Genomic DNA, 14,067 nt, shown 5'->3' on the forward strand with positions numbered 1-14,067 from the left:
TGTCTAATTAATGCCAATTTTCATGCCAAAAAATCCAAGAGATTCCTTCGGAATGACAAAATTGTTGATAACAAAATACTGCTACTGCTAGCTGAACACTAGAGAATTATCCTTTCAAAAACTCATTAATCTTTTTCTTATCACCCGCTATCCAAATGATGTCATCTGATTCTAAAATCCAATTGGATTCGGGGTTTAATATTCGGATTCCGTTGCGTTCAATCCCAACAATAATTCCATGCGTTTTTTCTCTTATTTGGGAATCACGGATGCTTTTTCCGATGCAAACACGGTTTTTAAGTTCTAATTGTTGTAAGATGATATCTTCTTTTTCGATATCTTCTGGAGCATCAATTTCGTGTTTGTCTAGGTAGTTTTTGAATAGTTTTACTTGTTCGTCTGTACCAATCACGTTGATTTCGTCACCGGGGAACAAACGTTCGGTTCTCATCGGAATATTAATTGTGATATCGCCTCGCTTAATGGCTGCAATATTGATACCGAATTGTTCTCTAATTTTTAATTCTTCCAAGGTTTTTCCAGCTAAATTGGATGCTGAAGCAATTTCAAAATCGGCCATGTGACCATCCCAAGGAGAAAGCACATTCTGACGTTTGTTAGCCAGCTTTGTGTTTTCTCTATCGTTGAAGTTTTTTATGAAATGACCTTCAATTTTATTGTAAAAAGCATGCAGTCGTTTTGGAAATGAAATGTACAGAATAATCCCTATAATTAATGCGAAAAATACAATTACTGGAGAGAAAAATTCATTCAATACAAATCCCATATAAAATAGAGAAAGAGCAATTCTAATAAAAATAAGTACAATAATAGGACCTTGATATTTTCTCACTTGCATTAATTCTTGCACTTGTTTTACCGCTACTCTTCTTAAAGATAAAGCCCATAAAAAGGGAGATAAAATTATAACCGTTATTAAGGCGGCAATGGCATTTCCAAAGCGAGAATCTTCAACCAAAGGCAAAATATATTTAGAAGAAAGTAAAATAATCGCCACTATAATTATAGAATGAATAATTACCTGAGTTAAGTAAGCTTTTAAAACAATTTGCCAAGTACTAACCGATTTAATTGCTTCTGTATTAGCACTATATCGTTCTATTTTTTTTACCCAACGGCGCGGTAGTTTTTTCTCTAAATACAATGAAAATGGTGTTGATAATTTTACCATAAAAGGAGTTGTAAAGGTGGTAACTGCAGAAACAGTAACAACAATAGGATATAAGAAATCGCTTGTTACATTTAATGTCATTCCTAAAGTGGCGATGATGAACGAAAACTCGCCAATTTGCGATAAACTCATTCCAGTTTGAATGGATTGTTTTAGCGGTTGCCCTGAAAGCAAAGCTCCTATTGTTGAAGAAAGTGATTGTCCAAGAATTACTACTAAAGTTATAATTCCAACCGGAAATGCATATTTCAATAACATTTCTGGATCTATCAACATTCCAACTGATACAAAGAATACCGCACCAAATAAATCTTTTACAGGTTTTACTAAATGTTCAATGTGTTCCGCTTGCGTAGTTTCGGCAATAATCGAACCCATGATAAAAGCACCAAGAGCAGGAGAGAAGCCCACATTAGCAGCAAATAAAACCATCAATAAACACAAAGCCAATGAAACAATTAGCAACATTTCATCGGTTAATAAGTGCTTAGCTTTTTTAAGGAATGTTGGGATAAAGAAAATTCCTGCTACAAACCAAATGGTTAAAAAGAACACCAATTTCAAAACCGATTGTAACAATTCAGTTCCAGAGAATTGCTGACTTACGGCAACAGTAGACAATAAAACCATCATTAAAATGGCTAAAATATCTTGTACGATTAACGCTCCAATTACATTTCCAGCGAATTTTTGTGTTTTTACGCCTAATTCATCAAAAGTTTTTAATATGATGGTTGTGGAAGAAATGGATAAAATAACCCCTAAAAACAAGCTGTTCATTTTGCCCCAATCCATCAGTTGTCCTACAAAATAGCCTAAAGCAACCATTAAGATGATTTGCGTCAAAGCGGTTATAGATGCTGTTCCACCAACTTTCATTAGTTTTTTGAAACTAAATTCAAGTCCTAAACTAAATAAAAGAAATATAACGCCAATTTCTGCCCAAACTTTTACACTGTTCATGTCTTTAACTGTTGGGAAGAAATCGAATTCGCTTCCAGCTAAAAATCCTGCTACTAAATATCCTAAAACTAGAGGTTGTTTTAATAGTCTAAAGATAAGTACAGCCATTGCAGCAGTAACTAAAATTAGTCCTAAATCACTAATTAAATCTGGAATATGTAAGGTAGAAGTTGATAAGAAAATGGGCATATACAATGTTTTTCACTAAGGTATTAAAATTGAATTTCTTATCAAAATATCTTTTCCAAGGAACCCTATTTTTATTGTTTTTTTAACGAATTGAGTTCTTGTAGTGTGTAAAATTTCATTTGGTTTGAAACCACAAATTGACAAATCATTTCTAATGTTTTCAGATCTACTTCATACTCATTTGTGGCTTTATTGACAGGTTTATGACCGTAGAAAACGACTATTTTATTGTGTTTTTTTGCGTAATTTAAAACTTTAGTTAAGTAGTTTAAACTAAAATGCTCGTAGTTACTATCAATTCCAATTCCGTATGCTAATCGAGTTCCGTTATAGAAATTGGCGTTATCGGCTACCTTTTTGCCACCATTTGCAGTTCCTCTTACAATTTCGAAGTGTTTTTTAAGTTCGTAATCTAATGTTTGTGTTTTAGCTCCAAAAGGATAAGCGAAGGATTTTATTTCAATGCCTTCTTTTTTAAAAGCCTCGATTAATGTAAAAATTTCAACTATTAAGTATTGTTGTTTGTTGTTTTTCTTAGTGAATTCTTTTGCATTGAGATGACGAAATCCGTGACCTGCAATTTCATGTCCTCTATTTTGAAGTTCTTTTAGGTTTGAGATATCAGTATCAGTAAGTTTTTCAAAATTACTCACGCAAAAAGTCGCTTTCCAATTGTATTTTGCGAGTTGAACATCCGCTTCTTTCCATTCGTTTACGAAGTAATCGTCAAAGGTAATGACTACTCCTGCTTTTGAATTTGTAGTTGGAGTTTTGGAAGACGAACAAGAATAAAAGAACAAACCTATCAGTAAACTAATGAAAATTAATTTTATACTGATAGGTTTTGGCATATTTTAAAATAGGAATTAAATCCCTAAATAATTACTCGGTGTAATTTGCATTAATTCTGCTCTTACTTCCTCAGATACGTTTAATGTTCCAATGAAATTATGAATTGCTTCTTTGTTAATTACAGTATTGGTTCTGGTTAAGTCTTTTAAAGCTTCATACGGATTTGGATAGCCTTCTCTTCTTAAGATTGTTTGAATTGCTTCTGCAACTACTGCCCAGTTTTTCTCTAAATCTTCTGCGAATTTGTCTTCGTTTAATAACAATTTGTTTAATCCTTTTAAAGTAGCTTCAAAAGCGATTAAGGTGTGTCCCATTGGTACGCCAATATTACGTAAAACCGTACTATCAGTTAAATCACGTTGCAATCTTGAAACGGGTAATTTTGCTGCAAGATGTTCGAAAATAGCATTAGCAATTCCTAAATTTCCTTCTGAATTTTCAAAATCGATTGGATTTACTTTATGTGGCATTGCCGAAGACCCAATTTCGCCTGCTTTGATTTTTTGTTTGAAATAATCCATTGAAACATAAGTCCAAATATCTCTGTCTAAATCGATTAAAATCGTGTTGATGCGTTTTAATGCATCGAAAAATGCCGCAAAATGGTCGTAATGTTCAATTTGCGTCGTTGGAAAAGAAAGGTGTAAACCTAAACTATTTTCAACAAAATCAGTTCCAAATTTTTTCCAATCAGTATTTGGATACGCTACTTTGTGTGCGTTGTAATTTCCGGTAGCACCACCAAATTTAGCTGCAAACGGAACATTGAATAACAAACGCATTTGCTCTTCTAAACGTTCTACGAAAACTAAAATTTCTTTTCCTAAACGAGTAGGAGAGGCTGGTTGACCGTGTGTTCGGGCTAACATTGGAACGTCTTGCCATTCCATTGCTAATTCTTTCAATTTTGCAATTACGCTAACTAAACTTGGTAAATATACATTTTCAAATGCTTCTTTAGTTGAAAGCGGAATCGCAGTATTGTTGATATCTTGAGAAGTCAATCCGAAATGGATAAATTCTTTATATTCTTGTAATCCTAAACCATCGAATTTTGATTTGATGAAATATTCTACCGCTTTAACATCGTGATTCGTTGTTTTTTCGGTTTCTTTAATCCAAAGTGCATCTTCAGTAGAAAAGTTGTTGTAAATCGCTCTTAATGAATCATAAATCGATTTGTCAATTTTAGCAAGTTGAGGTACATCAGCTTCGCGCAAAGCAATGAAATACTCGATTTCTACTAATACTCGGTATTTTATTAAAGCTTCCTCTGAAAAATAAGGAGATAATGAAACGGTTTTGCTTCTATAACGACCGTCTATTGGCGAAATAGCGTTTAATTCTGTTAATTGCATTTTGTTGTGTGTTGTTTAAAGAAGTGCAAATTTAGTAATTAGTGATTAGTTATCAGTAATTAGTTTCGAGTTTTTTACTTTAAATTTAAAAGTTCCTCTTTCACAACTTTCATTCCTTCGACGGCGGTTAAAGGCAAGACTTTCAATTCATTTGGTAGATCATAAATCGTGGCTGGATTCGGATCGATATAATACACCGGAACATTTATGTCGACATAATTCATCAATCCAGCAGCCGGATATACTTGTAACGAAGTTCCAATAATAATTAGAATATCTGCAGTTTCTACAATATCAATAGCGTGTTCAATCATTGGGACATCTTCACCAAACCAAACAATGTGTGGTCGCAATTGATTACCTTCTAAATCATAATCTCCTAGTATTAAATCGTGTTTCCAATCGATTACAAAATTTTCATTTGTAATACTTCGCACTTTTAATAATTCACCATGTAAATGGGTTACTTTGTTACTTCCTGCTCTTTCGTGTAAATCGTCAACGTTTTGAGTAATAATGTGAATGTCAAAATGTTCTTCTAATTCAGATAAGATTTCATGAGCTTTGTTGGGTTTGACAGTTAAAAGTTGGGCTCTTCGTTTGTTGTAAAAGTCTAGGACTAATTCAGGATTTTTCTTCCAGCCTATTGGGGAAGCCACTTCCATGATGTCATGACCTTCCCACAATCCATCTGCATCACGAAACGTTTTTATGCCACTTTCGGCACTAATTCCGGCGCCTGTTAATACTACAATTTTTTTCATCGTCAATTTTTCTTTTTCTTTGTAGTAAATTTAAGCAAAAAGATGAGTTTTAACAAATTTGAACTTTTAAATTATTTAGAAGATTTTCTTACAGATAATAGAAAAGAAGGATTTTTAAGGGTATTAAAAAACAGGACCAAACATTTTACCATAGCAATGGAAGATGTATATCAATTACACAACACAAGTGCAGTAATGCGTAGTTGTGAGGTTTTTGGTGTGCAAGAATTGAATGTAATTGAACAAAAATTTGGAAAACGAATTGATTCTGAAATTGCAATGGGGGCTCAAAAATGGGTAGATGTTAATCGATTTAATACCATTCAAAGTTGTATCGACGCTAAAAGGGCAGAAGGGTATCAAATTATTGCTACAACTCCTCATAATGATTCTTGTTTGTTGCATGAATTTGATATTTCAAAGCGATCAGCAATATTTTTTGGTACAGAAAAAAACGGACTTTCAGAAGAAGTAATGAATCAAGCAGATGGATTTATTAAAATTCCTATGGTGGGGTATACTGAAAGTTTGAATATTTCGGTTTCTGCAGCTATCATTATTCAAGACATCACAAATCGATTACGACAGTCAAATATCAATTGGCAATTAACGGAGGATGAAATTTTAGAAAAGAGGTTAGATTGGACACGTAAATCAATAAAAGATATTGATTTTATCGAAAGAAAATTTTACGAAACAATTTAATCTTCAATACTAGTTGCCGCATTTTTTTTGGCATTTAGTTGATCTTCTTCTTGCTTTTTACTATTGAACATTAATCCAAACATCATAACTAATGCCATTATGATTATTACTTGTATGATTAGTGATTTATTTGCCAAAGCTTCTTTTTGACTTAATGGAATAGTTAAAAACAATAAAATAGTAATCAATCCTCTTGGTGCAATAAAAACCAATGGATTTACCGGAATTTTAAATATTTTTAAAAATATAAATCGAATTACAAAAATAGAAGCGACTATTAATAAAGCCCAAATGATTGTCTTAGAATTTAGTAATTCGCTAGTTTCTAGTAAATAACCAAATAATAAAAAAAATAAAGATCGAATTAGGAATACAATTTCATAAGTTAATTCTTTGAATCTTCTTACTTCTTTATTTAAAATTGCAGGTTGTAAACGTTCAATAAATTTATAGCGTTTTAATTCATCTAAATTTCCTAAAAAGAGTCCAAATAATAAAATGAAAATTAAGGCAGGTAAGTGATAAACTTTAGATATTTCATAAATTAAAACCACCATCAAAATAATTGGAGCAAATTTAATATGATGTTTAATTTTGCTCAATAAAAAAGCCAATCCGATTGTGGCAATAAACGTGATAACCAATATGATTAGAATTTGAAAAAATAAATTCACAAATCGTTCGGTATTAATTACTGCATTTAAGGTTACAAAATTAAAAAAGATAACTCCAAAAATATCTGACATACTACTTTCGTAAGTGACAAATTCTCTACTTTTAGAGGTTAAATTATGAACACTAGGTATAGCAATTGCGCTACTAATTATTGCAAATGGAATGGCGTTAGACAATGCCATTTTGTATGTTGTAGAAGGAGCTCCATAGTAGTAAAATGCATAAGCAAGTCCAAAGCTGAAAATCAGTATAGGTAAAAAAGCAATTAATGAAGTTTTACCAACAAATGCTAGTTTACTTTTATTAAGTTCTAACTCTAAGGAACCTTCCAATACGATTAAAATTAATCCAATTGTTCCTAATACCGGAAGCACAGGAGTAAGGTCGGGAAGTGTTATGTGAAAAATATTTAGTAATTGCTTTACAGAAAAACCAAGAATTAACAATAAAATTACAGAAGGAATCTTTGTCTTTGATGAACTAAAATCAAAGGCATAAGCTAAAAGTAATAAAACGCAAAGTGTAATTATCAAAATAATTTGGCGTTAGAATAGTTAGTAAATTTTTAAGCTAACAATCGATGTCAAATATAGAACAAATTTAGATTAATTATTTCCTGTTTTTTTTCAAAATTTTATATTCTTCATAGCACGAACTTATAGCGTCCATAATTTGTAAATCATTTGCCGTTTGAATAAAATATTCTGAATAATTGCAATTCTGAAGAATTAACGGAATATCATCTTTGTTAATCTCTAATAAGGCTGCTAGCGTTTCTCTGTCAAATTTGGTAGCCAAAAGATTCCTTACTGTATCATCTTTTTTCATTTCTTTTAGCTTTTTCATTTCATTAGGCCTTTTACCAAAGATATTATATAAAAAGTCTGCCGGATTAGAAATAGACCCAAGAAGTTTAGAAATAGCACCGGGTTTATAGGTGCCACTTTCATAACCTGCTGGAAGCCCAGAAATACTATATCTGTAAGAATCATCCGCAACCGGAATTAATCTAGTATCTACTTCAACATAACCGGTTAAATTGTATTTAGCAACAACAACTTCGTCTAAAACATACGCTTTTTCAGTAAGATAAATTTTAGTAGGATTTTGTTTCACCCAGTCATTGGTTACTTTTACTTTAACCGTTTCATAGCTTAAGTATGAAAAAAGGATTGTATCATTTACTTTTCCTTCAATTTCAAATGTTCCACTTGGACTAGTAACTGTACCTTTAACACGTGTGGTATTAATTACGTGTACGTTACTCAAAGGAAGTTTGGTGTCATTCTGAATCACCGTACCTTTTAATATAGTTACTAGTGAGTCAGTTTGAGACCAACCCAAATTTGAAATAATTAGAAAAAGAAAAACTACAAAAGATCTCATCCTTTAAAATATTGATTCAAAAATACAAATCAAAAGGGGATATTTTGTAGTTTTCTATAAATTTATAAGAAAATTAACTAAAAAAATTAACTTCTTCTTGGTCTTCTTGGTCTTGATGAATCTCCAGCACTTTCAGCACGTCTTGGAGCGCCTTCTCTTCTTGATGAAGATCCGCTTCTTTCGCCTCTAAAACCACCTTCTTTTCTCGATGAATTTCTATCACTTCTGAAACCGCCATCTCTTCCGCCATCTCTTCTTGGTGCAGAACCACTTCTTTCGCCTCTAAATCCACCATCACGTCTTCCTCCACCTGAATTTCTTCCATTATGGTCGCGTCTTGAATTACTACCGCCATCGTTTTTAGAAATCTCAACGTTAATTCTTCTACCGTTTAAATCATACCCGTTTAAAGTTTCCATTACTTTTTCAGTATGTTCGCCATCGGTATTAAAGAAAGAGAAACCTTCTTTTACGTCTACTTTAAATACATCATCACGACCTAATTCTAAAGTTTCTTTTAAGAAGTCTTTCAATTGCATCCAATCGAAATCATCTCTTGCACCAATATTGATGAAATAACGAACTGGATCACCCGCTCTAATTTCTCTTGGTTCAGAACTTCTTTCACTTTTTTCAGAAGCAATATCGCGTTTCTTTTTGTAGTAGTTTAAGAATCTATTGAATTCTACAGAAACCATTCTTTTAATCAATTCTTCTTTAGATAAATCTTGGAAAACTTCATAAATAGCCGGTAAGTAGTTGTCAATTTCGTGATCAACTTCTGTATCGTGAATTTTGTTTGCTAAGTGTAATAACTGAATTTCGCAGATTTCAATTCCTGAAGGAATCGTTTTTTCTTCAAATTTTTGTTTGATGATACGTTCAATAGAGTGAATTTTTCTCAATTCACTTTTCGTAACGATTACAATTGAAGTTCCTAATTTTCCAGCTCTTCCTGTTCTTCCTGAACGGTGGTTGTACGTTTCAATTTCATCTGGTAATTGATAATTTACTACGTGAGTAACATTATCAACGTCAATTCCACGAGCCGCAACGTCTGTTGCAACTAGCATTTGAATTTGACGACCTCTAAATGATTTCATTACGCCATCACGTTGTGCTTGCGATAAATCACCATGTAAAGCTGCAGCATTATAACCATCTTCGATTAATTTTTCAGCAACTGCTTGTGTATCACGTTTTGTTCTACAGAAAACCACAGAAAAAATGTCTGGATTAGCATCTGCTAAACGTTTTAAAGCTTCGTAACGGTCTCTTGCGTTTACCACGTAATATTCGTGAGAAACAGTAGCCGAACCTGAATTTTTATGTCCAACTGTAATTTCTTCAGGATTAGACATAAATTGTTTAGCAATACGCGCAACTTCTTGTGGCATAGTTGCAGAGAATAACCAAGTGTTTTTCTCGTCTGGTGTGTCCGATAAAATGGAACAAATATCTTCGTAGAATCCCATATTTAACATCTCATCTGCCTCATCTAAGATACAAAAATCGATATTTTTAATGTTTACAAGACCTCTGTTAATCATGTCTTGCATTCTACCTGGTGTAGCTACAATAATTTGAGCTCCACGTTTTACTTCTCTAGCTTGTTCTGTAATGCTTGCACCACCATAAACAGCTACGGTATGTAAACCTTTAATGTACTTAGAGTACAATTTAATTTCGTTGGTGATTTGTAAGCATAACTCACGCGTTGGCGATAAAATTAATGCCTGTGTATTTCTGTTTTCAGCATCAATTTTTTGAATTAGAGGAAAACCAAAAGCTGCGGTTTTTCCTGTTCCTGTTTGCGCTAAGGCTACTAAGTCTGTGTTTTGTTCCAATAGTACTGGAATCGCTTTTTCTTGCACTTCTGACGGATTTTCAAATCCTAGATCTTTAATCGCCAGCAGTAGCGACTCATTCAATCCTAATTGTTCAAATTTATTCATAAAATATTTTAAATTGGGTGCAAAGGTACGCTTTATAAATCAGATAAACTAATTTGTTATTAATTGATTTTCAATTAATTACATTTTTGATATTTTTCACATAATTTATAAAAAATGTTTTATTGGTTAAATCGAATAAAAAAAATGTTCAAAATGAAGTAAATTTGTAAGAAAAGATACAAGATGTTTGAACTTTTAGATGTTACGGGAACTCTAGTATTTGCTATTTCGGGTGCTTTGACTGCTATGTACAAAAAGTTAGACTTATTTGGGGTATATTGTATTGCTTTTGTAACTGCTTTAGGAGGCGGAACAGTTCGGGATGTCATGATAGGAAGAACGCCGGTTGGTTGGATGTTAGATATTGATTATGTTTTCATAATTACTTTAGGTTTTCTACTTTCTATAATATTCAATCGGTATTTAGAGCGTTTGCGAATCTCCATGTTGTTGTTTGACACCATTGGATTAGGGGTTTTTACTTTAATTGGTTTAGAAAAAGGAATTGAATTTGGATTAAGTCCAGTAATTTGTGTAATTTTAGGAACATTAACAGCTACTTTTGGTGGAGTAATTCGCGATATTTTGTGTAATGAAATTCCGGTTTTGTTCCGAAAGGAAATTTATGCTACGCTTTGTATTGCAGGTGGAATTTTATTCTTCTTATTACAACAGTTGAAAATATCAGATGACTTAATATCGCTGATAGTTGCAATTTTTATTATCACCTTTCGATTAATAGCTTTTAAATACAATTGGAGTTTGCCTATTGGTTCTGTTTTTGTAAAAAAAGAATAAGTTCTTTTACGGCAATTCCTCTGTGGCTAATGGTTGATTTTTCTTGCATTGTTAATTCAGCAAAGGTTTTATCAAATCCGTCAGCAACGAAAATAGGATCGTAGCCAAAACCATTGGTTCCGATTTTTTCCTCTATAATTTTTCCGTCAATAATACCCGTAAATAAATTTTGTTTACCATTAAGATTTAGAGCAATCACTGTTTTAAAATTGGCTTTTCGATTTGATTTTCCTTTTAATTCATCTAAAAGTTTATCCATATTATCGTTGGCATCTTTTTGTTCGCCTGCATATCGAGCCGAATAAACTCCAGGAGCGCCATTCAAAGCATCTACTTCTAAACCTGTATCATCAGCAAAACAATCAAAACCATATTTCTCGGTAACGTAATTAGCTTTTAATATTGCATTTCCTTCAATAGTTTCAGCAGTTTCTGGGATATCTTCGGTGCATCCAATTTCTTCTAAACTAAGTATTTGAATAGAATTTGGAACTAAAGCTTGAATTTCTTGAATTTTATTTTTGTTGTTGGATGCAAATACAAGTTTCATATAACAGAATTAAATAACAAAGATAGGAAATGTATAAAAAGTAAAAAAGTCGAGGTGGAGCCCCCGACTTTTTAAGTGAACGTGTAACCACATTGCTGTGCGTTCAGGTGCAAAGGTAATCGCATTTATCGATTTACCAAGCTTTTTTGAAATTTTATTTTGGTTGGTAATTTTTTTAGCCTTAAAATTTATAATAAAAACTTTTTTCTTTATACTTTTGTCGCGTTTTAAACACCTATTATATATCATGGTAAAAGATTTATTCGAAAGAATTCAAAACAATAAAGGTCCGTTAGGAAAATGGGCTTCACAAGCAGAAGGATATTATGTTTTTCCTAAATTAGAGGGAGAGTTAGGTCCAAGAATGATGTTTCATGGAAAAAAGATTTTGAACTGGAGTATCAATGATTATTTAGGATTAGCAAATCATCCTGAAGTAAGAAAAGCAGACGAAGAAGCTGCAAAACAATATGGAGCTGCTTATCCAATGGGAGCTCGTATGATGAGTGGTCATACAAATTATCACGAACAATTAGAGAAAGAATTAGCAGCTTTTGTAATGAAAGAATCTGCTTATTTATTAAACTTTGGTTACCAAGGAATGGTGTCTATTATTGATGCTTTGGTTTCAAAAAATGATATTATTGTTTATGATGTTGATTCACATGCATGTATCATTGATGGTGTTCGTTTACACATGGGAAAACGTTTTACATACAAACACAATGATTTAGAAAGTATGGAGAAAAACCTTCAGAGAGCTACTAAAATGGCAGAAGAAACTGGAGGAGGGATTTTATTCATTACGGAAGGTGTATTTGGAATGCGTGGTCAACAAGGTAAATTGAAAGAAATTGTTGCCTTAAAAGAAAAATATAATTTCCGATTATTAGTTGACGATGCTCATGGTTTTGGTACATTAGGTAAAACAGGAGCAGGAGCAGGAGAAGAGCAAGGTTGTCAAGACGGAATTGATGTGTATTTCTCAACTTTTGCTAAATCGATGGCAAATATTGGAGCATTCGTAGCAGCTGATAAAGATGTAATTGATTATTTAAAATACAACTTACGTTCGCAAATGTTTGCAAAAGCGTTACCAATGATTCAAACTATTGGGTCATTAAAACGTTTAGAGCTTTTACGTAATTCTTCTGAAATTAAAGATAAATTATGGGAGAATGTAAATGCGTTACAAAATGGATTGAAAGAAAGAGGTTTCAACATTGGTGATACCAATACTTGTATTACTCCTGTTTACTTAGAAGGTTCAATTCCAGAAGCTATGGTAATGGTGAACGATTTAAGAGAAAACTACGGTATTTTCTTGTCTATCGTTGTATATCCGGTAATTCCAAAAGGTATTATTTTATTAAGAATGATTCCAACAGCTTCTCACACAATGCAAGATATTAGCGAAACATTAGCTGCTTTTGAAGCTATTCGTGAAAAATTAGTAAATGGAACTTACAAACAAATTGCTGAAGCAAATGTTCAAAATGTAGAATAATACATAAAAAATAATTAAACAAAAAAGGGATTCAATTTGAATCCCTTTTTTTATGTAAGATCCTTTTTATAGGTTCTTCTTCTTTTGTTAATTTTTGAATTAAAATGCTTCCATAAATTATGTATAGCATGGTTTTCTTCTAATTCAGGTGTTCTAATGCAAGTTTCAATACCTTTGGCTTCGCAAACTTTATAATATTCATCAAAAATAAGAGCTGTTACTCCCTTACTTTGGTAATCAGGATGAACTCCAATTAGATAAAAAACAATTTCTTTTGAATGTTTGCGCGCTTGTAATAAATGATAAAATCCAAAAGGGAAAAGTTTACCATTTGCTTTTTTTAGAGCATTTGCAAATCCTGGCATTACAATAGCAAAAGCAATCATAGTATCATTTTTATCAACAATGAATTTAATAAATTCGGGATTAATGAAACCAATATATTTCTTTTTAAAATAGGCTTTTTGAATGTCGTTTATAGGAACAAAAGATTGTAGTTTTGAATAGGTCTCATTAAACAAATCAAACATTTTGTCCACATAAGGCATAATGTCTTTTGTTTTTGTAAAGTTCAAACATCGTAACTCATAACGTTTTTTTATAAGTTGGCTTGCTTTTTGAAAAGGTTCTGGATTGATTCCTTTAAATGAAAAATCACTTTCAATATATTCTTTCTCTTTTATGTAGCCAAGTTGCTCTAAATGGGTAATGTAATAAGGTTGACTGTACCAAGTAATCATATTGCCTAATTGGTCAAACCCTTCACTTAATATTCCAACTTTATCAAGATTTGAGAATCCCATTGGACCTTCAATATGATCCATATTGTGTTTACGTCCTAATTCTTCTACTTTGTTTAATAGTGCTTTGGTAACTTCGATGTCATCAATAACATCAAACCAACCAAAACGAGTTTTTCTTTTGTGTAAGATATTAACTTCTTCCCAATTGATAATAGCAGCTACTTTACCAACAATTTTACCGTCTTTATATGCTAGATAAAAATGTGCTTCGGCTGTTTGAAGTGCAGGGTTTTTTGTTTTGTCAAAAGTTTCTAATTCTTCCGCTATAATTGGCGGAATCCAGTTTGGATTGTTTTTGTATAATTCGAAAGAAAACATAACGTAATCTTTCATTTCTTTTTTGGTAAGTGCTTCTTTAATTGTTATCATT

Annotated in this window: 12 protein-coding genes; 3 read left to right on the plus strand and 9 right to left on the minus strand. The window is 32.2% G+C overall.

What is annotated here, in order from left to right; genetic code table 11:
- Window positions 1–106 precede the first annotated feature (106 nt).
- From LOS86_RS05075 to LOS86_RS05090, 4 genes are all read right to left on the minus strand, one after another.
- Window positions 107–2,344: a monovalent cation:proton antiporter family protein gene (locus tag LOS86_RS05075; RefSeq protein ID WP_231843540.1), complete on the minus strand. Its 2,238-nt coding sequence runs from the start codon at window positions 2,342–2,344 to the stop codon at window positions 107–109.
- 71 nt (window positions 2,345–2,415) lie between these two features.
- A complete protein-coding gene (locus LOS86_RS05080; protein WP_231843541.1) occupies window positions 2,416–3,195 on the minus strand; it encodes a polysaccharide deacetylase family protein in 780 nt (259 codons plus the stop codon).
- Between the two features lie 15 nt (window positions 3,196–3,210).
- Window positions 3,211–4,554 (minus strand): adenylosuccinate lyase, encoded by a 1,344-nt coding sequence (gene purB / locus LOS86_RS05085; RefSeq protein WP_231843542.1) that lies wholly within the window; start codon window positions 4,552–4,554, stop codon window positions 3,211–3,213.
- A 74-nt stretch (window positions 4,555–4,628) separates the two neighbouring features.
- Complete coding sequence (locus LOS86_RS05090; RefSeq protein ID WP_231843543.1) at window positions 4,629–5,318, minus strand: SIR2 family NAD-dependent protein deacylase; 690 nt, start codon at window positions 5,316–5,318, stop codon at window positions 4,629–4,631.
- Window positions 5,319–5,360: 42 nt separating this feature from the next.
- Here LOS86_RS05090 and LOS86_RS05095 point away from each other — a divergent pair, with 42 nt between their 5' ends.
- A complete protein-coding gene (locus tag LOS86_RS05095) occupies window positions 5,361–6,023 on the plus strand; it encodes a TrmH family RNA methyltransferase (RefSeq protein ID WP_231843544.1) in 663 nt (220 codons plus the stop codon).
- Here the strand turns inward: LOS86_RS05095 and LOS86_RS05100 are convergent.
- From LOS86_RS05100 to LOS86_RS05110, 3 genes are all read right to left on the minus strand, one after another.
- Window positions 6,020–7,231 (minus strand): cation:proton antiporter domain-containing protein, encoded by a 1,212-nt coding sequence (locus LOS86_RS05100; RefSeq protein WP_231843545.1) that lies wholly within the window; start codon window positions 7,229–7,231, stop codon window positions 6,020–6,022. The two genes, LOS86_RS05095 and LOS86_RS05100, sit on opposite strands and share 4 nt — an antisense overlap.
- A 76-nt stretch (window positions 7,232–7,307) precedes the next feature.
- Window positions 7,308–8,084, minus strand: a complete 777-nt coding sequence (locus LOS86_RS05105) for a carboxypeptidase-like regulatory domain-containing protein (protein WP_231843546.1) — start codon at window positions 8,082–8,084, stop codon at window positions 7,308–7,310.
- Between the two features lie 86 nt (window positions 8,085–8,170).
- The gene (locus LOS86_RS05110; RefSeq protein WP_231843547.1) at window positions 8,171–10,039 is read right to left on the minus strand and encodes a DEAD/DEAH box helicase; all 1,869 of its coding nucleotides are present in this window, start codon (window positions 10,037–10,039) and stop codon (window positions 8,171–8,173) included.
- Window positions 10,040–10,222: 183 nt separating this feature from the next.
- Between LOS86_RS05110 and LOS86_RS05115 the strand changes: the two genes are divergently transcribed.
- Window positions 10,223–10,837 carry a trimeric intracellular cation channel family protein gene (locus LOS86_RS05115; protein WP_231843548.1) on the plus strand — a complete coding sequence of 205 codons (615 nt, stop codon included), beginning with the start codon at window positions 10,223–10,225 and terminating at the stop codon, window positions 10,835–10,837.
- Here the strand turns inward: LOS86_RS05115 and LOS86_RS05120 are convergent.
- The gene (locus LOS86_RS05120) at window positions 10,806–11,387 is read right to left on the minus strand and encodes a non-canonical purine NTP diphosphatase (protein ID WP_231843549.1); all 582 of its coding nucleotides are present in this window, start codon (window positions 11,385–11,387) and stop codon (window positions 10,806–10,808) included. The genes LOS86_RS05115 and LOS86_RS05120 overlap by 32 nt on opposite strands.
- A gap of 247 nt (window positions 11,388–11,634) precedes the next feature.
- Between LOS86_RS05120 and capB the strand changes: the two genes are divergently transcribed.
- Window positions 11,635–12,894, plus strand: a complete 1,260-nt coding sequence (gene capB, locus LOS86_RS05125) for a cysteate-C-fatty acyltransferase (protein ID WP_231843550.1) — start codon at window positions 11,635–11,637, stop codon at window positions 12,892–12,894.
- Window positions 12,895–12,944: 50 nt separating this feature from the next.
- Here the strand turns inward: capB and LOS86_RS05130 are convergent, their stop codons facing one another.
- Window positions 12,945–14,066 carry a GNAT family protein gene (locus LOS86_RS05130; RefSeq protein ID WP_231843551.1) on the minus strand — a complete coding sequence of 374 codons (1,122 nt, stop codon included), beginning with the start codon at window positions 14,064–14,066 and terminating at the stop codon, window positions 12,945–12,947.
- Window position 14,067 lies beyond the last annotated feature (1 nt).

It is taken from the genome of Flavobacterium cyclinae, from assembly GCF_021172145.1.
Lineage (GTDB): Bacteria > Bacteroidota > Bacteroidia > Flavobacteriales > Flavobacteriaceae > Flavobacterium > Flavobacterium cyclinae.

Excerpts from the sequence above, each read along its gene's own strand:
- LOS86_RS05075 (WP_231843540.1), bottom strand. The coding sequence starts at position 2,344 with ATGCCCATTTTCTTATCAACTTCTACCTTACATATTCCAGATTTAATT.
- LOS86_RS05080 (WP_231843541.1), bottom strand. The coding sequence starts at position 3,195 with ATGCCAAAACCTATCAGTATAAAATTAATTTTCATTAGTTTACTGATA.
- purB (WP_231843542.1), bottom strand. The coding sequence starts at position 4,554 with ATGCAATTAACAGAATTAAACGCTATTTCGCCAATAGACGGTCGTTAT.
- LOS86_RS05090 (WP_231843543.1), bottom strand. The coding sequence starts at position 5,318 with ATGAAAAAAATTGTAGTATTAACAGGCGCCGGAATTAGTGCCGAAAGT.
- LOS86_RS05095 (WP_231843544.1), top strand. The coding sequence starts at position 5,361 with ATGAGTTTTAACAAATTTGAACTTTTAAATTATTTAGAAGATTTTCTT.
- LOS86_RS05105 (WP_231843546.1), bottom strand. The coding sequence starts at position 8,084 with ATGAGATCTTTTGTAGTTTTTCTTTTTCTAATTATTTCAAATTTGGGT.
- LOS86_RS05110 (WP_231843547.1), bottom strand. The coding sequence starts at position 10,039 with ATGAATAAATTTGAACAATTAGGATTGAATGAGTCGCTACTGCTGGCG.
- LOS86_RS05115 (WP_231843548.1), top strand. The coding sequence starts at position 10,223 with ATGTTTGAACTTTTAGATGTTACGGGAACTCTAGTATTTGCTATTTCG.
- LOS86_RS05120 (WP_231843549.1), bottom strand. The coding sequence starts at position 11,387 with ATGAAACTTGTATTTGCATCCAACAACAAAAATAAAATTCAAGAAATT.
- capB (WP_231843550.1), top strand. The coding sequence starts at position 11,635 with ATGGTAAAAGATTTATTCGAAAGAATTCAAAACAATAAAGGTCCGTTA.
- LOS86_RS05130 (WP_231843551.1), bottom strand. The coding sequence starts at position 14,066 with ATGATAACAATTAAAGAAGCACTTACCAAAAAAGAAATGAAAGATTAC.